Here is a 24,221-nt window from a genome sequence, read left to right as displayed (position 1 = left end):
GCCCTTTGCCGGAATTGACCGGCTTATCAAGAGATTTCGGACGAAAACCAATCCGGCCGCCTGGTCTGGACGACTCCCTACTCGGAGCTTTGCGGAAGTGTTGCTGGCTGCCTCGAGAACGCTCGGAGAAAGTCCTGATTCCTCTATCGGCGATTGGAGTGTTTTGATGACCGCCTTGGCCTCGGAGCCCGCAGGTCGTGACGCATCGGACACCGTTAGCTCTTTCCCCTTGTCAGAGGCGCAGACCGGTATCTGGAACGCCCAGCACATCGCGCCCGGTGTCCCGTTGACGGTGGCGCAGTACGTCGAGATCCACGGCGATTTCGACGTTTCCCGACTCGGGAACGCCATACGTCTATGTGCTGATGATTTGCAGAGTTTTCGGCTGCGGATCGTCGAAGTTGCGGGCACCCCAAGGCAACTGGTATTAGCGGACGATTCGATCGAAATCGACAGGCACGACTTCCGCTCCTGTGACGATCCGCGCGCGGCCGCGCTGGCCTGGATGCGCGGTGACTGCGCCGAGCCCATCGCACTGCTGGACAACAAGCTCTACACCACGGCCGTACTGCGCATCGGCGCGGCCGAATACCTCTGGTACGCCAAGATGCACCACATCGCCATCGACGGTTACGGCGCCATGCTGCTGGTGGCGCGCATCGCCGAGCACTACAACGCGCTCACCGACGGCAGCGCGCCCAGCCCGGCCGCCGCGCCGGATCTGCGCGCGCTGTACGAACACGAGAACGCCTACCGGGAATCGGCGGCCTTCGACCAGGACCGGAGTTTCTGGCGCGGGCGCCTCGATGCCATCGACTCCGCGTTCACCCTCAGCGACCGCTACGGTCCCGCCGAAGCCGATCGCTGGATCGAAGGCGGCATGCTGACACCGGCGAGCCTGGCCGGACTCGATTCGGCGCGCGAACGATTGGGCGAATCGCGCGCGACGCTGCTCACCGCCGGTGTGGCCGCGTACCTGGCCGCGGTCACCGGGCGCGCACGGGTCACCCTGAGCCTGCCGGTCACCGCGCGCACCACCCATGAGCTGCGCATGTCCGCGGGCTACGTATCGAATGTGATTCCGCTGCACATCGATATCGCCGCCGCCCGCAGCATCGCGGACCTGGCCGCGACCGTCGGCCCGAATATCCGCGACGCGCTGCGCCATCAGCGCTACCGGCACGAGGATATGCAGCGCGATCGTGGCGGCGCGGGCGAACACCGCAGCTTCTTCGGCCCGGTCCTCAATATCATGCTGTTCCACAACGGCATTCGTTTCGGTGATGCCCCGGCGACCATGCATCTGCTGTCCACCGGCGCGGTCGAAGACCTGTCCATCAATATCTACAACGGTTCCGGCCCGGGTGAACTGCACGTCGACTTCATCGGCAATCCGGCCCGCTACAGCGCCGCCGAGCTGCGCGCGCACCATCGGCGCTTCCTGGACTACCTCAATGAATTCCTCGTCACGGCACCGGAATCCGGTCTCAACGAGCTGTCGGCGCTGAGTCCGGCCGAACGCGAACTGGTACTGCGGGAGTGGGCGCTCACCCCGGCCCGGTCACTGCCCGCCACCACCACCCTGACCGAACTGTTCGACGCCGCGGTCGCCGCGCACGCGGGCGCCACCGCGGTGCTGCACGGTGACGCCACCCTGACCTACGCCGAACTCGATGCCCGCGCCAATCGTCTGGCCCGCGAGCTGATCCGGCACGGCGTCGGCCCCGAAACGCTGGTGGCGGTCGCGCTGCCGCGCTCGATCGACCTGGTGGTCGCATTGCTCGCGGTGGTCAAATCCGGCGGCGGCTATCTGCCCGTCGACCCGGACTATCCGGCCGATCGCATCCAGTACATGCTCTCCGACGCTCGTCCCGCCTGCGTGATCACCACCGCCGCACTGCCCACGGCACTCCCGGGCGAGCTCCCGGCGATCATGATCGAGGCGATCGATCCGGCCGCCGACGGTTCACCCGTGACCCCGGCCGACCGGCACGGGGTGCTCAATCCCGGCAATATCGCCTACGTCATCTACACCTCGGGATCCACCGGCCGCCCCAAGGGCGTGCAGATCCCGCACGCGAACGTGGTGACACTGTTCGCGAATACCGATGCCGAGTACGCGTTCGACCACCACGATGTGTGGACCCTGTTCCACTCCTACGCCTTCGACTTCTCGGTGTGGGAGCTGTGGGGGCCGCTGCTGCACGGCGGCGCGCTCGCGGTGGTGGACTACGAGACCTCGCGCTCGCCCGAGCTGTTCCTGGAACTGCTGCGCCGCGAACAGGTGACGGTGCTGAACCAGACCCCGTCGGCGTTCTCCCAGCTGGTCGCCGCCGACCGGGCGGCCGCCGATCTCGATCCGAGCGCACCGCCACTGGCGTTGCGCTACATCATCTTCGGCGGTGAGGCGCTGGAACCGCGTCGCCTGGCGGATTGGTATCAGCGGCACGAGGAGACCGCGCCGCGCCTGATCAACATGTACGGCATCACCGAGACCACCGTGCACGTCACCTACCGCGCGCTCGATCGCGCGGCCGCGGCGGCCGGTGGCGGCGGTATCGGGCGGGCCATCGCGGGCCTGGGCATCTTCCTGCTCGATCATCGACTGCGGCCGGTGCCCATCGGCGTCGCCGGTGAAATCTATGTCAGCGGTTCCCAACTCGCGCGCGGCTACCTGGGGCAGGCCGCGCTGACCGCGACCCGTTTCGTGGCCGATCCGTTCGGCGCACCGGGCACCCGGCTGTACCGTTCCGGCGATCTGGGCCGCTGGACGCCCGCCGGGGAACTCGAATACCTCGGGCGCGCGGACGATCAGGTGAAGGTGCGCGGCTTCCGCATCGAACTCGGTGAGATCGAGGCGGCGCTGCTGGCGCAGCATCGAATCGGCCAGGCCGCGGTGATCGTGCGCGACGACGATTCCGGCGAACCCGCCATCGTCGCCTACGTCGTCACCGAATCCGCTGCCGCACTGGATATCACGGAGCTGCGGGCGGCGCTGGCCGAACGCCTGCCGGACTATATGGTGCCCGCCGCCTGCGTGGTGCTGGACGCGATTCCGCTGACCGCCAACGGCAAACTCGATCGCCGCGCACTGCCCGCGCCCGTCGCGGCGACCGTCAGCTATCGCGCACCGGTCACCCCGGCCGAGCGCGTGGTCGCCGCGGTCCTGGCCGAGGTGCTCGACATCGAGCGCATCGGCCTGGACGACGGCTTCTTCGCACTCGGCGGCAATTCGCTGAGCGCGACCCGGGTCGCCGCGCGCACCGGCGCGGAACTCGGTGTGGCCGTACCGGTTCGACTGGTGCTGGAGGAGACCACGGTCGCGGGATTGGCCGCCCGGGTGGCCACGCTGCTGCCTTCGGCCACGGGTACCGAGCTGGTCGCGCGCCCGCGTCCGGCGCACATTCCGCTTTCCCCGGCGCAGCTGCGCGTCTGGTTCATCAACCGCTTCGATCCGAGTGCCCGTACCTACAACATTCCCTTCGCGGTTCGCATGAGCGGTGACCTCGATACCGCGGCGCTGCGCGCGGCGGTCGCGGATCTGATCGCCCGGCACGAACCGCTGCGCACGGTATTCCCGGACAGCGCCGAGGGGCCGCATCAGCAGATCGTGGCCGCAGACCGTGCCGTACCGGCGCTCGAGATCGTCGAGGTGAGCGCCGCCGAACTCGATGATCGCCTGCACGCCTTCGCCTCTCGCGGATTCGAGCTGACCACCGAGACCGCGCTGCGAATGGAATTGCTGCGCACCGGACCACGGGATCACGTGCTGGCGGTGGTGATTCACCACATCGCCGCCGACGGCTGGTCGCTCGCACCGTTCTTCGCGGATCTCTCGCGCGCCTATACCGCGCGCGCCGCGGGACACGCCCCCGGCTGGATCCCGCTCGCGGTGCAGTACGCCGACTACAGCCGGTGGCAGGCCGAAACCCTCGGCGATGCCGCCGATGCGTCGAGTCTTGCCGCGGCACAACTGGATTACTGGCGTCACCGGCTGGCCGAGCTGCCCGATGAGCTGTCGCTGCCCTACGACCGTCCGCGCCCGGCGGTGCAGTCCTTCCGGGGTGCGAAGGCGGGCGTATCGGTGCCCGCCGCCGCGCACGCGGATCTGCTGCGGCTCGCGCGCGATACCGACGCGACGCTGTTCATGGCCGTGCACGCGGCCTTCGCGGTACTGCTGTCCCGGCTCTCCGGCGGTCTCGACATCGCGGTCGGCACCCCGGTCGCCGGGCGCGGTGAGGCGCAGCTGGACGAGCTGATCGGCATGTTCGTCAATACCGTGGTGTTCCGGGCGCAGCCCGATCCCGCCGAATCCTTCCGCACCCTGCTGATCCGGCAGCGCGCGCTGGATCTGGCGGCATTCGCGCATGCGCAGCTGCCGTTCGAACGCCTGGTGGAAGAGCTGAATCCGGTGCGCTCCACCGCCCGGCATCCGCTGGTGCAGATCGGTTTCTCCTTCCAGAACCTGGGCCGCATAGATATCGAACTGCCCGGGGTCTCGGTGTCCGGCAGTGAGATCGAGACCGGCGTCGCGCAATTCGATCTGCAATTGGTGCTCACCGACCACTACGACGACGCGGGCGCACCGGCCGGTATCACCGGCCATTTCGTCTATGCCACGGACCTTTTCGACGAGAGCACGGTCGCCGGTATCGCCGGTCGGCTGGAGCGGCTACTCGCCGATGTGGCCGTATGCCCCGATCAGGTGATCGGCGAGCTGGAACTGCTGGATCGGGCCGAGCGCCGGCGCATTCTGCAGCACTGGAACGCCACCGGTCATCCGGTCGACCCGCGCCAGACCCTGGTGTCGCTGTTCGCCGCCCAGGCCGCGCGCACCCCCGGCGCGGTGGCACTGGTGGATGCCACCGGCTCGGCCGCGCCGGTGGCGGTGACCTATCGGGAATTCTCCGAACGGGTCAATCGCCTTGCCCGCCATTTGATCTCGCTCGGAGTCGGCCCGGAGGTGCGGGTCGCGCTGGCGATGCGACGCTCGGCGGAACTGATCATCGGCATGTACGCGGTGGCCGCCGCGGGCGGCGCGTACGTCCCGCTCGATCCGGATCAGCCCGCCGAACGCCTGGCGGCCATCCTGGCCACCGCCGCGCCGAACTGCGTGCTCACGGTGCGCGCGGATGCGGCCGGCTTGCCGCACAACGGCATTCCGGTGCTCGAGATCGACACGCTCGATCTGTCCGCGCTGCCGCCGTACCCGGTGCTCGACCACGACCGGATCACCTCGCTGCGCGCGCTGAACACCGCCTACGTCATCTTCACCTCCGGTTCCACCGGCCGCCCCAAGGGTGTGGCGGTGCCGCATCGCGCGGTGGTGAACCAATTGCTCTGGAAACAAGCCACTTTCGGCATCACCGGGGATGACACGGTACTGCTGAAGACCGCCGCCACCTTCGACCTTTCGGTCTGGGAGTTCTATTCGGGTCTGCTCACCGGTGGCCGCACCGTGATCGCCGCGCCGGACGCCCAGCGTGATCCGGCCCGGCTGACGGCGCTGATCCGGGAGCAGCGGGTCACGGTGCTGCACCTGGTGCCGTCACTGCTGACCGCGCTCACCGCCGGAGCGCGGGAGCTATCGGAATCGGTGCGCGCGGTGCTCGCCATCGGCGAGGCGCTGCCCGCCGCGCTCGCGCAGCGCTTCCGTCGCGCCAATCCCGCTGTGCGGCTGTGGAATCTGTACGGCCCCACCGAGGCCGCGGTCTCGGTGACCGCACACCTGGTCGACGATGCCGACCTCGATGATGTGCCGATCGGCCGCCCGGAATGGAATACCCGGGTGTACGTGCTCGACGCCCGCCTGCGCCCGGTGCCCGCCGGCGTCGTCGGCGATCTGTACCTGGCGGGAATCCAGTTGGCGCACGGCTATATCGGCCTGGGCGCGCTGACGGCGGAGCGCTTCGTACCCGATCCGTTCGCGGCGAGCGCGGGCGAACGCATGTATCGCACCGGCGATCTCGCCTCCTGGAGCACGGCGGGGGAACTGGAATATCACGGGCGCACCGACTTCCAGGTCAAGGTGCGCGGGTTCCGCATCGAACTCGGCGATATCGAGGCCGCGCTGCTGGCGCAGGACGAGGTCGACGCCACCGTCGTGCTGGCACATACCGACGCGCGTCGCGGTGAGCAGTTGGTCGCGTACCTCGCGCCCGCACCGGGTCGCGATATCGAGCCGGACGCGCTGCGCACCCGGCTCGGCGCCCTGCTGCCCGCGTACATGGTTCCGGCCGCGCTCATGGTGCTGCCCGAACTGCCGGTGACCGCGACCGGCAAGGTGGACCGGCGCGCCCTGCCCGAGCCGGTGTTCGCCGTGGCCCGCTACCGCGCACCCGGCACCCGCACCGAGCGCGCGGTGGCCGCGACCCTCGCGGAGGTGCTCGGCATCGAGAAGGTCGGTCTGGACGACGACTTCTTCGCCCTCGGCGGCAATTCGCTGCTGGCGACCAAGGTCGCGGGCAGGCTCGGGCCGGCGCTGCGGACCCGGGTGGAGGTTCGGGCACTGTTCGACGCGCCGACCGTCGGCGCGCTCGCCGAGCTGCTGGACCGCTCCGCGCCCGCCGTCGAGCGGCCGGCGCTGGAAGCGGGGGAGCGCCCCGCGCGGGTGCCGCTGTCCCCGGCGCAGCAGCGACTGTGGTTCCTCAATCGGTTCGACAGCGCGTCCGGCGCGTACAACATCGCGATCGGCCTGCGGCTGTCCGGAAGTCTGGAACCCGTTGCCCTGCAACAGGCTCTCACCGATGTGGTGGGCAGGCACGAGGTGCTGCGCACCGTCTTCCCGGAGGATGCCACGGGTCCGCACCAGGTGGTGCGGGCGACCCCGGCGGAGCTGCCCCTGGTGGGCATCGCCTCGGCCGTCGAGACCGCCGATGCCGATGCGCTCGAATTCGCTTCCGCCGGTTTCGATCTCACGGCGGAACTGCCGATCCGCACCGGACTGCTGCGCCTGAGCGCGACCGATCATCTGCTGGTGGTGGTCATTCACCACATCGCCGCCGACGGCTGGTCGCTGACCCCGCTGGCCACCGATGTGGCGACCGCCTATGCGGCCCGGCTGGCCGGGGCTGCGCCGCAGTGGTCCGCGTTGCCCGTCCAGTACGCGGATTTCAGTGTGTGGCAACACGATATGCTCGGCAGCCCCGAGGATTCGGCCAGCCCGGCCGCCGCGCAACTGGGTTACTGGCGCGAGCGCCTGGCGGATCTGCCCGAATGCCTGGAATTGCCCGCGGATCGGCCGCGCCCCGCGGTGGCCTCCCAGCGCGGCGCGAGTATCGCCGCATCGCTGGGCGCGGAACTGCACACCGCGCTGAACACGGTGTCCCAGCGCTACGGCGTCAGCGTATTCATGGTGCTGCACGCCGCGCTGGCGGCGCTGCTGGCGCGGCTGGCGGCGACCGAGGACATCGCCATCGGCACCCCGGTCGCGGGCCGAGTCGATCCGCGCCTGGACGATCTGATCGGCATGTTCGTCGGCACGGTGGTGCTGCGCACCGCCGTCGATACCGGCGCATCGTTCGCGGACCTGCTCGGCACCGTGCGCGCGGCCGATCTGGATGCCTTCGCGCACGCCGAACTGCCTTTCGAACAGCTCGTGGACACGTTGGCCCCGACCCGCTCCGCGGCGCATCATCCGCTGTTCCAGGTCATGCTCTCGCTGCACAGCTCCACCCCCGCCCCGATGCGCCTGCCCGGACTGGAGGCCGCCGCGAGCGCCCTCGCCACCGGCGGGGCGCGCTGGGATCTGGAGTTCACGCTCGTCGAAAGGCATACCGCACAGGGCGATCCGGCCGGGGTCGACCTCGCCCTGACCTACGCCACCGACCTGTTCGAGTCCGAATCCGCCCAGCGGATCGCCGAACGGTTCACCCGGATGCTCACCGCCGCGGTGGCCGATCCGGAGCGTTCGGTCGGTGCGCTGCCACTGCTCGATTCGGCCGAAACCGCCGCGCTCACAACGGTATCGGGTCCGGCCGGGACACCGGCGCGGACGCTCGCCGATATCTTCGCGGCCGCGGCCGCCATCGATCCCGCGGCCGTCGCGGTGCGGTTCGGCGGCGAACAGCTGACCTATGCCGAACTGGATCGCCGCTCGAACCGGCTCGCCCGCCTGCTCATCGCGCACGGCGTGGGACCGGAAACCATAGTGGCACTCGGCATTCCGCGCTCCATCGATTCGGTGTGCGCGACCGTCGCGGTGGCCAAATCGGGTGCGGGATTCCTGCCCGTCGATCCGGCCTACCCGCAGCGACGCATCGCGCATATGCTCACCGACTCGGGCACTCGGATCGGTGTGACCGGGACCGCGCAGCGTGCTGCGCTGCCGGATGACGGCGTCACCTGGCTGGTACTCGATGATCCCGCGCTCACCGCCCGCCTGGCGGCGCTGCCGGACGGACCGGTCACCGATGCGGATCGCACCGCACCGCAACGGATGTCGGATATCGCGTACCTCATCTACACCTCCGGATCGACCGGCACGCCCAAGGGTGTGGCCGTCACGCATACCGGCCTCACCAATTTCACCCGCACCATGTCCGATCGTTTCGGCGTCGAATCCGGCTCCCGGACACTGCATTTCGCCTCCCCGAGCTTCGATGCCGCGGTGCTCGAACTGCTGCTGGCCTGGGGCGCGGGCGCAACCCTGGTGGTGGCGCCGGCACAGCTCTACGGTGGCGCGGAACTCGCGGAACTGCTGGAGCGCGAACAGGTCACGCACGCGTTCCTCACCCCGGTCGTGCTGGCCGGGCTCGACGCGGACGAGCACCCGCTGCCGGCGCTGCGCTCGCTGATCGTCGGCGGTGAGGCCGTGGGCGCGGAGCTCGTCGAGCGCTGGGCGGTCGGCCGCAGACTGTTCAACGCCTACGGGCCCTCCGAGGCGACGGTCGCCGTGGCGATCTCCAATGCCCTGGCGCCGCAGCGGCAGATCGTGCTCGGCGGCCCGATTCAGGGCACCGGTCTGGCCGTATTGGATCGCCATCTGCGTCCCGTCCCGGTCGGCGTGGTCGGCGAGCTGTACATCAGTGGCGCGGGTCTGGCGCGCGGGTATCTCGCGCGGCCGGGGCAGAGCTCTGCCCGTTTCATCGCGGATCCGTTCGGCGCGCCCGGTGCGCGCATGTACCGGACCGGCGATCTGGTGCGCTGGACGAGCGGCGGTGAGCTGGTCTTCGCCGGTCGCGGCGATGACCAGGTCAAGGTGCGCGGCTTCCGCATCGAATTGGGCGAGATCACCGCGGTGGTCGCCACCGTGCCCGGAATTCGCTTCGCGCACACCGAGGTTCGGCACGATGCGGCCGGACGCGCGCACATCGTCAGCTATGTGCTCGCCGATCCGCCGCACAGCCTGGACCCCCAGGCGGTGCGCGCGCACGCCGGTACCCGGCTGCCCGCGCATATGGTGCCGTCCTCGGTCACCGCGCTGTCCTCGATCCCGTTGTCTCCCAGCGGAAAACTCGATCGCCGCGCACTGCCCGATCCGGAGTGGAACGCGGGAATGTCGGCGGGCCGCGCGCCCTCGACCCCCACCGAGATGCTGGTCGCCGCCGAGATGGCCGCCCTGCTGGGACGCGAGCACATCAGCGCGGATCACAGCTTCTTCGACCTCGGCGGCAATTCGCTCTCGGCGACCGGTCTGGTGTCCAGGATCGCGGCCGCGTGCGGATACCGCCCGGCGGTCCGCGACGTCTTCGAATATCCCACCCCCGAGGGCCTGGCGCGCATCCTGGATCAGGCTGCCGGACAGACGTTCTCGGACCGGCCGCGACTGGGCGAACTCACCCGGCCCGCCCGGGTGCCGCTGTCCTCGGTGCAGATGCGCCTGTGGTACCTGAACCAGTTCGATCCCACCTCCGGCGCGTACAACATTCCGGTGGCGCTGCGCCTGCGCGGTGCGATGGATGAGCCCGCGCTGCGCGCCGCCCTCACCGATGTCATCGCCCGGCACGAGATCCTGCGCACGCTCTACCCGCTCGACGACGAGGGCGTGCACCAGGTGGTCATGCCGGTGCACGAGGCGCCGCTGCCGCTGTCGGTACTGGAGACCTCCCCGCTCGAACTCGAACAGCATGTCGAGCTCGCCGCGGAGCAGGGCTTCGACCTGACCGCCGAACTGCCGCTGCGAGTGGAGCTGCTGCGCACCGGAAATGACGAATACGCACTCGCGCTGGTGGTGCATCACATCGCCATGGACGGCTGGTCGCTCGCACCGCTGGCCACCGATCTGATGACCGCCTACGCGGCGCGCCGTACCGGGCGCGCGCCCGAATGGTCGCCGCTGGCGGTGCAATACGCGGATTACTCGGTCTGGCATGCCGAGCTGCTCGGTGACGAGGACGATCCGCAGAGCGTCGCCGCCCGGCAGCTGGACTACTGGCGCACCCGTTTGGCCGGTATCCCGGACTGCCACGATCTGCCCACCGATCGCCCCCGGCCCACGGTCGCAACCCATTCCGGTGGTTCGGTGCGCGCCCGCGTGGACGCGGATCTGGCCGCGCGGGTGACCGAATTGGCTCGCACGCACGAGGTCAGCGAGTTCATGGTGCTGCACGCGGTGCTCGCGGTCCTGCTGGCCCGGCTCGGCGGCAGCACCGATATCGCGATCGGCACCGCCATCGCGGGCCGCGCCGAACCCGAACTCGACCGGCTCATCGGCGCTTTCGTCGGCACCCTGGTGTTGCGCACCAGCGTCGCGGGCGGTGCGTCCTTCACCGAGCTGCTGCGCACCGTGCGCGAGGCCGATCTGGAGGCGTTCGCGCACGCGGACCTGCCGTTCGAACGACTGGTGAAGGCGATCAACCCGGACCGCTCCACCGCGCACCATCCGCTGTTCCAGGTCAGCCTGTCGCTGGACAATTTCGCCGCACCGGCGTTGCGACTGCCCGACCTCGAGGTCGGCATCACCCGAATCGACCCGGCGGCAGCGAAATTCGATCTGCAATTCGCCTTCACCGAGGCGCCGGACAGCGCCGGACAGGCGGGCGGGCTGGAACTGTGCCTGACCTATGCCACCGATCTGTTCGATCGGAACACCGCGGTGGAAATGAGCCGGCGCTATCTGCGACTGCTGGATGCCGCCGTCGCCGAACCCGGTGCCGCCGTGGGCGATCTGGCACTGCTCACCCCGCTGGAAGCGCGGTCGCTGGCCCCGGTGCGCGGTGCCGCCACCGGCAGCGTGCGCACCCTGCCCGAGCTGTTCGCCGCCGCCGCGGGCGATCCCGATCGGATCGCGCTGATCTCGCGGACCCGCACGCTGACCTATCGGGAACTCGACGAATGGTCGAATCGCCTGGCGCGCACCCTGATCGCGCAGGGTGCCGGACCCGGTCAGGTGATCGCGCTGGGGTTGGCGCGCTCGCTGGAATCGGTACTGGCCACGGTGGCGGTCACCAAGACCGGAGCGGCGTATCTGCCGGTCGATGTGCGCCATCCCGAGGACCGGATCCGGCATATGCTCACCGATTCCGGGGTGCGACTGGGTCTGACCATCGCCTCGGATCGGGAGCGGCTGCCCGCCGAGCCGGGTGTGTCCTGGCTGCTGCTCGATGAGCTGGACGCCACCGGATCGGTTGCCCCGGTGACCGATTCGGAGCGATCGCGGCCGCTGCTGGCCGATGATCTGGCCTACATCATCTACACCTCCGGATCGACCGGCCTGCCCAAGGGCGTCGCGGTACCGCATCGCGGCCTGGCCGCCTTCGCATTCGAGCAGCGCGATCGGTACGGCTTGGAATCACACAGCCGCACTCTGCATTTCGCGTCACCGAGCTTCGACGCCTCGGTGCTCGAGTTGCTGCTGGCCTGGTCGGTGGGCGCGACCATGGTGGTCGCGGCCGCCGATATCTACGGCGGTGACGAACTGGCGGCGCTGTTGCAGGACAACGGGGTCACCCACGCCTTCATCACGCCCGCCGCGCTCGCGACCATCGATCCGGTGGCGCGGCCGTTGCGCGCGCTGCGCTGCCTGGTGGTCGGCGGTGAGGCGGTCAGTCCGGATCTGGTGGCGCACTGGGCCGGTGATCGCGCCATGTTCAATGCCTACGGTCCGTCGGAAGCGACCGTGGCCCCGGCGATTTCGGAGGCGCTGGCCCCCGATCGCCCGGTGGTGCTCGGCCGTCCCATCCGGGGTGCGGCTCTGGCCGTGCTGGACACCCGGCTGCGCCCGGTGCCGGTCGGCGTGGCGGGGGAGCTGTACGTGTCCGGTATGGGCCTGGCCCGGGGCTATGTCGGCCGGGCCGCGCTCACCTCGGATCGGTTCGTTGCCAATCCATATGCCGCGGCCCCCGGTGAGCGCATGTACCGCACCGGTGACGTGGTGCGCTGGAACGGTACCGGCGAGCTGGTGTTCGTCGGCCGCAGCGATGATCAGGTGAAGATCCGCGGCTTCCGCATCGAACTCGGCGAGATCAGCGCGGTGCTGGCCGGATACCCCGGAATCGGCTTCGCGCACACCGAGATCCGCGCCGATGACACCGGCACCCCGCGCATCGTCGGATACGTGGTGCCGTCCGGTGCGGAGCGCCCCGATCGGGACGCGGTGCGCGCCCACGCCGCGACCCGGCTGCCCGGCTATATGGTGCCCGCGGCGGTCACGGTGCTCGAACGCATTCCACTCGCGCCCAGCGGCAAGCTCGATCGCCGGGCGCTGCCGGATCCGGAATACGAAGTGGCAACGGGCCGTGCGGCGGAGACCCCCGCCGAGATCCTGGTGGCAACGGCGATGGCCGAGGTCATCGGCCTGGACAGTGTGTGCGCCGATCATGACTTCTTCGAACTCGGCGGCACCTCGCTCTCGGCAACCCAGTTGGTGGCGCGCATCGCGACCGTGACCGGTCGCCGCCTCGGCGTGCGCGCGGTCTTCGAACATCCGACGCCGCAGGAGCTGGCCCGCTTCCTGGATGAGCTGCTGGCACAGGATGATCCGGCCCTGCCGGCACTGGGCCGGGCCACCCGCCCGGCCCGGATCCCGCTGTCCCCGGCGCAGGCGCGACTGTGGTTCCTGAACCGGTTCGACACCGAGTCGGGGGCGTACAACATTCCGGTGGCACTGCGCCTGCGCGGAGCGCTGGACCGGGACGCGCTGACCGCGGCACTGGGCGATGTGGTGCGCCGGCACGAGGCGCTGCGCACACTCTTCCCCCAGGACGCGGACGGTCCGCACCAGGTGGTGCTGCCGGTCGACGCCGCGGAATTCGCGCTGCCCGTGCGTGATTCGGCCGCCGGGGCGGTACAGGAATGGCTGTGCGCGCTGGCCGTGCGCGGCTTCGACCTGACCACCGAGCTGCCGCTGCGTGCGGAACTGCTGTGCGTCGGCGAGCACGAGCATGTGCTCGCGGTGGTCGTGCACCATATCGCCGCCGACGGTGGTTCCACCGCACCGCTGGCCGGGGATCTGGCTACGGCCTACGCCGCCCGGCTGCGGGGCACCGCACCCGACTGGGCCGAATTGCCGGTGCAGTACGCCGATTTCAGCATTTGGCAGCACGAACTGCTGGGCGATGAGGCCGATCCCGGCAGTATCGCCACCCGGCAGCTCGGGTACTGGACCGACCGTCTGAGCGGACTGCCCGAATGCCTGGAGCTGCCCGCCGACCGGGCCCGCCCGGCTCAGCCGTCGCAGCGTGGCGCTTCGGTCACCGCTCGACTGGAGGGCTCCTCGCACGCCGCGCTGGCCCGGCTGGCTCGCGACCATGACGCGACGCTGTTCATGGTGCTGCACACCGTGCTCGCGGTGCTGCTGGCCCGGCTGGCCGGGGTCGGCGACGTCACGGTGGGCACGCCGATCTCCGGCCGGTCCGATGCCCGGCTGCATCCGCTGATCGGCATGTTCGCGGGCACGCTGGTATTGCGCACCGAGGTCGATCGCGCCGCATCGTTCACCGAACTGCTGACCGCGGTGCGCGATCATGACCTCAATGCCTTCGCGCACGCCGATATTCCGTTCGAACGCCTGGTGGAGGCCATCGATCCGGTGCGCTCCACGGCGCATCATCCGCTGTTCCAGGTCATGCTGTCGGTGCACGACGCCATGCCGGGACTGCCGCGTCTGGACGAGCTCGAGGTCACCGTGGCCGAGATCGAATTGGAGATCGCGAAATTCGATCTCCAGTTCACCTTCACCGAATCCCGTACCGCACAGGGTGATCCGGACGGCATCGATATCCGGCTGACCTACGCCACCGATCTGTTCGACCGGGCGACCGCCGAACGGCTCGGGGCGCGCTTCATTCGACTGCTCGCCGGAGTGAGCGGCCGCCCGCATACGGCGGTGGGCGATATCGACCTGCTGTCGGTGCCCGAGCGCGCCGAACTGGTACCCGCGCGCGGGGTGAACGGACCGGTCGCGGCGACCCTGCCCGAACTCTTCACCGCCGCGGCGGCATCGCGCGACGCGCTCGCGGTGGTGGCGGATGCGGGCACCATGACGTACGGCGAACTGGATCAGCGCTCCAACCGGGTGGCGCGGGCGCTCATCGCGCACGGCGTCGGCCCCGGCGATATCGTGGCGCTGGGCCTGTCCCGGTCCCCGGATTCGGTGCTGGCCACGGTCGCGGTCACCAAGACCGGCGCGGCCTTCGCACCGATCGATATGCGCTACCCCGCCGAGCGGATCACCCATATGCTCACCGATTCCGGTGCGCGAGTGGGCGTTACCACCACCGCCGATGTCGCGGCATTGCCGCCGGGGCCGAACTGGCTCACGCTGGCGGAACTCGAACGCACCGGCGGCGCCGCGCCGATCGGGGAGAACGATCGCGTGCGCGGCCTGGGTATCGACGATGTCGCCTATATCGTCTACACCTCCGGTTCGACCGGTGTGCCCAAGGGCGTTGCGGTCACCCATCGCGGCCTCGGCGGCTTCGCGGTCGAACAGCGCACCCGCTACGGCGTCGAATCCGACTGCCGGGCACTGCATTTCGCGTCACCGAGCTTCGACGCGGCGGTGCTGGAATTGCTGCTCGCCTGGTGCACGGGCGCGACCCTGGTGCTCGCCGCACCCGAGGTGTACGGCGGTGACGAACTGGGCGAACTGCTCGAGCGCACCGGGGTGACCCATGCCTTCATCACCCCGGCTGCGCTGGCCAGCATCGACGCGAGCCGCTGGCGGCTGCCCGCGCTGCGAGCGCTGGTGGTCGGCGGTGAGGCGGTCGGCGCGGAGCTGGTGGCGCGCTGGGCCGTCGGGCGATCGATGTACAACGGGTACGGTCCCACCGAAACCACCATCATGAGCGTGATCTCGGAACCGCTGAGCGTGGACGCGGCCGCCGTGGTGCTGGGCCGCCCGATCCGCGGCACCGCGGTGGTGGTGCTGGACGAACGGCTCTGCCCGGTGCCGCCGGGTGTGGCCGGAGATCTGTACATCAGCGGAGACGGCCTGGCGCGCGGCTACATTCGGCGTCCCGGGCTCACCTCGCACCGGTTCGTGGCGAATCCGTTCGCGACGGTGCCGGGTGAGCGGATGTACCGCACCGGTGACGTGGTCAGCTGGACCGACACCGGTGAGCTGATCTTCGTGGGCCGCAGCGATGACCAGGTGAAGATTCGCGGTTTCCGCGTCGAGCTGGGCGAGATCACCGCCGTGGTCACCGACGCGGAGGGAATCGCCTTCGCGCACACCGAGATCCGTCCCGACGGGGCGGGCCGTCCGGCCATCGTGTGCTTCGTCGTCCCCGCGACCGCCGAGCCCGGCACCGTCGCGGTGACCGCACCGGACCCGGCGTACCTGCGCGAGTTCGTGGCCGAACGTCTGCCCATCCACATGGTGCCCGCGCTGTTCGTCCCGCTGGCGTCGATTCCGTTGTCGCCCAACGGAAAACTCGATCGCCGGGCCCTGCCCGAGCCCACCTGGGCCGCGGGCGCGCAGGGACGCGCTCCCCGCACCCCGGGGGAGAGACTGGTGGCGCGGGTGATGGCCGATGTGCTCGGCCACGATCAGGTCAGTGCCGATCACGGCTTCTTCGAACTCGGCGGCAATTCGCTCTCGGCGACCCAGTTGGTCGCACGATTGGCGGCGGCCTCCGGACAGCAGCTCGCGGTCCGCGCGGTGTTCGAACATCCGACACCGGCGGAATTGGCACTGCTGCTCGATGATTCGATCGGCGTCACGGCTCGGCCGGCGCTGACCGCCGGTGCGCGGCCCGAGCGCATCCCGCTGTCGCTGGCGCAGCAGCGGCTGTGGTTCCTGAACCGGTTCGACACGGTCTCCGCGGCCTACAACGTTCCGGTGGGTCTGCGCCTGACCGGACGCCTGGACGCGACCGCGCTGCAACGGGCGGTCACCGATGTCGTCGAGCGGCATGAGGTGCTGCGCACGATCTTCCCCGAGGACGGCGACGGACCGCGTCAGCTGGTACTGGACGCGGCCGAGGTGACGGTGCCGTTCACCCGCATCGTGTCCAGCCCGCACACCGTGGCCGCCGACGCGCTCGAACCCGCCGAGCCCGGATTCGATCTGGCCGCCCAGATCCCGATTCGCGCGGCGCTGCTGCGCGTCGGCCTGGACGAACACGTGCTGATCCTGGTGATTCACCACATCGCCGCCGACGGCTGGTCGCTCACCCCGCTGGCGGGCGATCTGGTCACCGCCTATCGGGCGCGCGGCGCCGGATCGGCCCCCGAATGGGAGCCGCTGCCGGTGCAGTACGCGGATTTCAGTGTCTGGCAGCGTGATCTGCTCGGCAGCGAGGACGATCCGGACAGCCTGGCCGCGCAGCAACTGCACTACTGGACCGAACGCCTCGCGGGCCTGCCGGAATGCCTGGAACTGCCCGCGGACCGGCCGCGCCCGCTGGTGGCCTCGCATCGCGGTGCGAGCATCGTCACCGGCATCGACGCCGAACTCCATGCCCGCGTGCTGGATTCGGCCCGGCGTCACGATGTCAGCGTCTTCATGCTGTTGCACGCGGTGCTGGCGGTGCTGATCGCCCGCACCAGCGGGACCGGGGACATCGCCATCGGCACCGCGGTCGCCGGGCGCGGTGACGCGGCGCTGGACGGGCTGATCGGCATGTTCGTCGGAACCCTGGTGCTGCGCACCGAGATCGACGGCGCGGCCGCGTTCGCCGAGGTGCTGGCCGCGGTGCGCGACGGTGATCTCGATGCCTTCGCCCACGCCGATCTGCCGTTCGAGCGGCTGGTCGAGGTGCTCAATCCGGTGCGCTCGACCGCGCATCACCCGCTGTTCCAGGTGAGCCTGTCGCTGACCAATATGGGGTCGCCGACCATACGCCTGCCCGAGGTCGCGGTGGCCGGATTCCCGGTCGATCCCGGACTGGCCAAATGCGATCTCCAGTTCACCTTCACCGAAAGCGTGACCGCGCAGGGTGCTCCGGACGGCATCGAGATGTCGCTGACCTACGCCACCGACCTGTTCGATGCCGCGAGCGCCGAGCATATGGGCGGCCGGTACGTCCGGCTGCTGGCGGCGTTGCTCGCGGCCCCGCACACCGCCGTCGGTGATGCGGAGGTGCTCTCGGCGTGGGAGCGTTCGACCCTCATGCCCGCGCGCGGTGCGGCCGCGGCCGCGTCGATCACGCTGTCCGAGATGTTCGCCCGGGCGGTCCGGGCCGATCATCCCGCACTGGTCGCGGGGGACCGGACGCTCACCTACGGTGAACTCGACGCGTGGACGAACCGATTGGCGCGCAAGCTGATCGGATGCGGTGTCGGCCCCGGCACCGTGGTGGCGCTTGGTCTGTCCCGCTCGGTGGAATCGGTGGCGGCCTCGCTGGCCATCGCCAAGACCGGCGCGGCGTTCCTGCCGGTGGACGTGCGGCACCCCGCCGACCGCATCCGGCATATGCTCACCGACTCCGCGGTGCGCTTCGGGCTCACCCGCCCGGCCGATCACGGTGCGCTCCCGGCCGATTCCGGCGTGGAGTGGATGCCGGTCGACGCGGCCGCCGAGCTGTCGGGCGCGCCGCTGGCCGATGCCGAGCTGCGGCATCCGCCGCGGCTGGACGACATCGCGTACCTGATCTACACCTCGGGCTCCACCGGTCTGCCCAAGGGCGTCGCGGTCACCCATCGCGGTCTGCTCAATTGCGCGGAGGTGCAACGGGTCCGGTTCGGTGTCGAACCCGCCTCGCGCACCATGCACCTGGCCTCGCCGAGCTTCGACGTGGCGGTGCTGGAATTGCTGCTCGCCTGGTGTGCGGGCGCGACCATGGTGATCGTCCCGACCGATGTCTACGGCGGCGATCCGCTGGCCGAACTGATCGAGGCCAATGCGGTGACCCACGCGGTCATCACCCCGGCCGCGCTGGCCAGCATCGATTCCGCGCGCTGGTCGCTGCCGAGCCTGCGCACCATGATCGTCGGCGGTGAGGCGTTCGACCGGGATCTGGTGCAGCAGTGGGGACCCGGCCGCGACATGATCAACGGCTACGGTCCGTCCGAGGCCACCATCGCCGCCACCTTCTCCGAGCCCATGCGCCCGGACCGGCCGATCGTGCTCGGCCGTCCGATGCGCGGTGTCACCACGGTGGTGCTGGACGCGCGCCTGCGCCCGGTCCCGCCGGGCGTGGTGGGCGAGCTCTATATCGGCGGTATCGGCCTGGCGCGCGGCTATCATCGCCGCCCGGCGCTCAGCGGTGCGCGCTTCGTGGCGAATCCGTTCGGCGAAGCGGGCTCTCGCATGTATCGCACCGGTGACCTGGTGCGCTGGAACGCCGACGGTGATCTGGTGTTCGTCGGCCGCGCCGACGATCAGGTCAAGGTGCGCGGCTTCCGCGTGGAGCTGGGCGAGATCACCGCGGCCGTCGCGGCGTGCGCGGGAGTTCGATTCGCGCACACCGAGGTTCGCGATGACGAGGGCGGCCGCGCGCATATCGTGTGCTGGTTCGCCACCTCGACGGATCCGGCCGTGACCCCGAGGGAACTGCGCGAGCAGCTCGCGCAACGACTTCCGGGGCATATGGTGCCCTCGGCCCTCGTGCCGCTGGCGTCGATTCCGCTGTCGCCCAACGGCAAACTCGATCGCCGGGCACTGCCGGAGCCGACCCTGACGGTCGCCGACACCGGGCGCGCACCGGTCACACCGAGCGAGATCACCATCGCCGCGGCCATGGCCGAAGTGGTCGGCCGCGAACGCGTCTGCGCCGATCACAGCTTCTTCGACCTCGGCGGCAATTCGCTCTCGGCCACCCAGTTGGTGGCGCGCATCGCCGCCGGTTCGGGCTGCCGTCTGGAAGTGCGGGCGGTGTTCGAACATCCGACACCGGAAGCGCTTGCGGTGGTGCTGGATCAGGCGCTGTCGGCGGGCGGTTCGCACCGTCCGGCGCTGCAGGCCCGGCCCCGGCCCGCCCGGGTGCCGCTGTCCCCGGCCCAGCAGCGACTGTGGCTGCTGAACCGGTTCGACGCGGCATCGGGCGCGTACAACATCCCGCTGGTGTTGCGCCTGCGCGGCGCGCTGGACGCCGACGCGCTGCGCGCGGCGGTCGCCGATGTGGTGCGCAGGCACGAGGTGCTGCGCACCGTGTACCCGGCCGACGCTGACGGTCCGCATCAGATCGTGCTGCCCATCGCCGATCCGGCGCTGGCGGTGCCGGTGACCGAGGTCGCCGCCGCCGGGGTGCCGGAGTTCATCCGGTCCTTCGGGGCCACGGGATTCGATGTGACACAGCAGCTTCCGATTCGGGCGCGGCTGCTGCGCATCACCGCCGAGGAACATGTGCTGGTGCTGGTCGTGCACCACATCGCCGCCGACGGCGCGTCCGCCGCGCCGCTGGCCGCGGATCTGGCACTGGCGTACACGGCCCGGGAGGCACGCCGCGCGCCCGAATGGGCTCCGCTTCCGGTGCAGTACGCCGATTTCAGTCTGTGGCAGCACGAAGTGCTCGGCGGTGAGGCGGATCCGGAGAGCCCGGCCGCGCGTCAGCTCGCCTACTGGACCGGCAAACTCGCCGGACTGCCGGACTGCCTCACCCTGCCCACCGACCGGCCGCGCCCGCCGGTGCCGTCCCAGCGCGGGGCGACCGTGCACACCCGCATCGACGCCGAACTGCACGAGGAACTGACCGAACTGGCGCGCCGCCACGGGGTCAGCGTCTTCATGCTGCTGCACGCGGTCCTCGCGGTCGTGCTCGGCAGGCTCGGCGGCACCTCGGACGTGGTGATCGGCACCCCGATCGGGGGTCGCGTCGATCCGCGACTGGACAGCCTGGTCGGCATGTTCGTCGGCACCCTGGTACTGCGCACCCGGGTGGCGGGCGCGAGCTCGTTCACCGAACTGCTCGACACCGTGCGCGAAACCGATCTGGATGCCTTCGCGCACGCCGATATTCCGTTCGAGCGGCTGGTCGAGGCGCTCGACCCGGTGCGCTCCGCGGCGCATCACCCGCTGTTCCAGGTCATGCTCTCGGTGCACAACGCGGTGCCGGGGCTGCCGAAGCTGGGTGCGCTCGATGTGCTCGCCGAGGATCCGGGTTTCGAGGCCGCCAAGTTCGATCTGCAATTCACGTTGACCGAAACGCAAGCCGCGCACGGGGTTCCGGACGGTATCGAACTGAGCCTGAGCTATGCCGCCGACCTGTTCGACGCGTACAGCGCCGATCAGCTGTGCGGGCGGTTCGTGCGGGTGCTCGCGGCGGCGCTGGCCGATCCGAGCGCTCCGATCGGCAATCTCGAGCTGCTCGATCCGGACGAGACCCACCGCCTGGTCCCCGCGCACGGGCCCGCCACCCGGGGACCGGTCGCCTTCCCCGCGCTGTTCGGCAACGCGGTCACCGCCGCGCCTCGCACCGTCGCGGTGCGCGATCGCGAGATCCAGATGAGCTACCAGCAGCTGGATCTGTCCACCAACCGGCTCGCGCGTGCCCTGCTGGCGCGCGGTATCGGTCCGGAACACTATGTCGCGGTGGGTATTCCGCGCTCGGTGGAGTCGGTGCGCGCCATGCTCGCGGTGCTCAAGACCGGTGCGGCGTTCCTGCCCGTCGATCCGGCGTACCCGGTCCGGCGCAAGGAGCACATGCTCGCCGATTCCCGCGCGGGCATCGGCCTGACCGTATCGCGGTGCCGGGCGGAACTGCCGGACGGTGCGCAATGGCTGGTGCTGGACGATCCGTCCTTCGCCACCGAGATCCGCGCGTACTCCGATGCGGCGCTGTCGGATACCGAACTGCACGGCCGCCCGCATCCGGCGCATCCGGCGTACCTGATCTACACCTCCGGCTCCACCGGCGTGCCCAAGGGCGTGAGCGTCACGCACGCGGGCATCGCCGACTTCACCGCGGAGCTGGCCGAACGCGGCGGCGTCACCGGGGAATCGCGGGTATTGCATTTCGCCTCACCGAGTTTCGACGCCGCGATCCTGGAGATCCTGCTCGCGCTTGGCTCCGCCGCGACCCTGGTGCTGGCCGATGCCACCGTCTTCGGCGGCACCGAACTGGGCGAACTGCTGCGCGCCGAACGGATTACGCACGCCTTCATCACCCCGGCGGCGCTGGCGACCGTCGAACCGGAACAGCTCGAGGAACTCGAGATGATCATGGTGGGTGGTGATCGGACCGGACCCGAACTGGTCGAACGCTGGACCGCCGGTGCGCCGCAGCGCACCATGCTCAATGCCTACGGACCGTCCGAGGCCACCGTGGCGGCGACCATCAGCGCACCGCTGCGGCCGGGTGTGCCGGTCACCATCGGCGCACCGTTGCGTGGGTTCGGGCTCACCGTGCTGGACGACCGGCTGCGCCCGGTGCCGCTCGGCGTGCCCGGTGAGTTGTACCTGGCCGGAACCGCTTTGGCGCGTGGCTATCACGCCCGGCCGGGACTGACCTGCGAGCGGTTCGTCGCGCATCCGTTCGGCGGGCCGGGTGAGCGCATGTACCGCACCGGCGATCTGGTGCGCTGGGTGCCGCGGCCGGCGGGGCTCGAACTCGAATACCTCGGGCGCGGGGACGATCAGGTGAAGATCCGCGGTTTCCGCATCGAATTCGGCGAGATCGACGCCGCCTTCGCCGGATATCCGGGCGTGCGGGCCGCCACCACCATCGGCTACGAAATGGGCAGCGGCGCCATGATTCTGGCGGCGTACATCAGCGGTGACGCGTCCCTGAATCCGGCCGAGCTGCGGCGGCACGTCGCGTTGAGCGTGCCGGGATATATGGTGCCGCAGGCGATCACGGTGCTCGATACGCTGCCGCTCACCCCGTCGGGCAAACTCGATCGCGCCGCCCTGCCCGAACCGGTGCTGCTGTCCGCGTCCGGTTACCGGGCTCCGGCCAACGCGGCCGAGGCGCTGGTCTGCGAATGCTTCGCCGCGGCATTGGGCCTGGATACCGTCGGGGCCGATGACAGCTTCTTCGAGCTCGGCGGAAACTCGTTGCTGGCAACACAATTGGTGGCAGCCATCCGCGAGCGCGGCGGCATCGAAGTACCCATGCAGGCGTTGTTCCTCGACCCGACCCCGGCCGGGATCGCCGCCCGCATGAGCAATCCGGGCAGCACCGGCCGCGATCCCATCGAGACCGCGCTGCTGCCCCTGCTGCCCATTCGCGCCGAAGGCGACCTCCCGCCGCTGTTCTGCGTGCACTCGGTGAGCGGCGTGGCCTGGAGCTACACCGGGCTGCTCCCGCATCTGGAAGCCGAGCGCCCGCTGTACGGGCTGCAACTGCCGCACCTCACCGAGGACGCGCGCGGGCTGGACACCATCGAGCAAGTGGCGCAACGCTATATCCGCGAAATGCGGACGGTGCAGCCGCACGGTCCGTACCACCTGCTCGGCTGGTCGCTGGGCGGTCTGATCGCGTACGAGATCGCCATCCGGCTGCGGGCGGCGGGGGAGCGGGTGGACCTGCTGGCCATGCTGGACAGCCGGGTACTGGCCGACGAGCCCGAGATCGCCGACCCCAGCGCCGGGGAACTGCTCGCGGCGCTGCTGGGCGATTCCAGCCTGGCCGCGCAGCACATCTCCTCGGAGCGGGCCGCCGAACTGCTGCACGAACATCAGGGACCGTTCGGCTCCCTCGATGCCGCGCACGTGGAACGGCTGTACGCGGCCTACCTGGCCGGAACCAGCATGGGCTACAGCTTCCGGCCCGGGCGCTACGACGGTGATCTGCTGTATTTCACCGCCACCGAACAGGATTCGCCGACGATCGCCAATCGCCCGGCCGAACCGATTCCCGGCGCCGGACCCTGGCGGCGCATGGTCGGCGGCGAGATCGACGAACGTTTCATCGCCTGCTCGCACGTCGATATGGGCGCACCCCGGGCGCTCGGCGAGATCGGCCCGATGCTGTGCGATCACCTGCGCGATATCGGCGAGCGGTCGGAGGTTTCCATTCACACCGGAGCAGAAAGGGATCATCGATGAGTGCCACCAATCCGTTCGACAACCCGGAGGGCCGCTTCGCCGTCCTGGTGAATGCCGAAGGCCAGCATTCGCTCTGGCCGGACTTCGCCGCGGTGCCCGATGGCTGGCAAGCGGTCTACGAGGGTGATCGGGTGGGCTGTCTGGCCTATGTCGAGATGCACTGGACCGATATGCGCCCGAACAGCCTGATCGCCGCGACGGAAGGGTGATGCGGTATCCGGCCGTGGCCGCGATGGCGCTCGCCGTCGCGGCCTCCGGCCCGTTCGGCGCGCTGCCCGAGCAATCCGCGGGTGAGATCCCGGTCCCGCCGCTCGCCGCCGGGACCGGCGTGGCGCGGTCCGAGCCGCCCGAGCTGATCGGACCCGGTTGCGATGAATATCGCTCCGCGGCAACGGCATCGGCGGATCCGGCGGCATTCACCCCGCACACCGCGCTGTTGGACGCGCTGCTGTATCCGCCCGCGACACCGGCCGCCCGGCCGGCGCGGGCGGGCGGCGCGCCCCGGCGCATCACCATGTTCATCCCCACCGCCCACGCGCTGGCCGCCCTGGCTCCGGACGCGGCGGCGACCTTTCGCACCGATCCGGCCGCGGTGCTCAAACTCATCGCCTACCAGACGATTCCGTTCGAACTGGCCCCGGAAGCGCTACCCGGCACCCATCCCACCCTGGAGGGGCACAGCTTGACCATCACCCGTTCCGGCTCGGTCATTCGAATCGGTGCGGCGGGTCTGGTCTGCGGTGGTTTCCATACCCCCACCGCGACGGTATATCTCATCGATCGGGTACTCACCCCGTCATAGAAATGGCAATTTCGTGCAATTCAGGCATTAAAGGCGAATGTATCGACATTCATGGTTTCCATGCTGAAATACCCACCGCCGGTTAACATCTGCGATTGGCCGTACAAC

The 24,221-nt window shown here is 70.0% G+C and carries 3 protein-coding genes; all 3 read left to right on the top strand.

The annotated features are described in order from the left end of the window. Positions 1 to 229 precede the first annotated feature (229 nt). The 3 genes from ACFVUS_RS06905 to ACFVUS_RS06895 are packed head-to-tail and all read left to right on the top strand — an operon-like array spanning position 230 to position 24,113. Positions 230 to 23,311 (top strand): non-ribosomal peptide synthase/polyketide synthase, encoded by a 23,082-nt coding sequence (locus tag ACFVUS_RS06905; protein ID WP_387762232.1) that lies wholly within the window; start codon positions 230 to 232, stop codon positions 23,309 to 23,311. Beyond that, positions 23,308 to 23,520, top strand: a complete 213-nt coding sequence (locus ACFVUS_RS06900) for an MbtH family protein (RefSeq protein ID WP_387762231.1) — start codon at positions 23,308 to 23,310, stop codon at positions 23,518 to 23,520. The genes ACFVUS_RS06905 and ACFVUS_RS06900 overlap by 4 nt, the downstream gene beginning before the upstream one ends. Further along, positions 23,520 to 24,113 carry a fasciclin domain-containing protein gene (locus ACFVUS_RS06895; RefSeq protein WP_387762230.1) on the top strand — a complete coding sequence of 198 codons (594 nt, stop codon included), beginning with the start codon at positions 23,520 to 23,522 and terminating at the stop codon, positions 24,111 to 24,113. The genes ACFVUS_RS06900 and ACFVUS_RS06895 overlap by 1 nt, the downstream gene beginning before the upstream one ends. The last annotated feature ends 108 nt before the right edge of the window (positions 24,114 to 24,221 follow it).

This window comes from Nocardia sp. NPDC058058 (genome assembly GCF_042885355.1).
In the GTDB taxonomy this organism is placed as follows: domain Bacteria; phylum Actinomycetota; class Actinomycetes; order Mycobacteriales; family Mycobacteriaceae; genus Nocardia.
This window is presented reverse-complemented; position numbering and strand designations above follow the sequence as displayed.

What these genes read in the sequence shown, in the direction of transcription:
- ACFVUS_RS06900 (WP_387762231.1), top strand. Translation starts at nt 23,308, where the DNA reads ATGAGTGCCACCAATCCGTTCGACAACCCGGAGGGCCGCTTCGCCGTC.
- ACFVUS_RS06895 (WP_387762230.1), top strand. Translation starts at nt 23,520, where the DNA reads ATGCGGTATCCGGCCGTGGCCGCGATGGCGCTCGCCGTCGCGGCCTCC.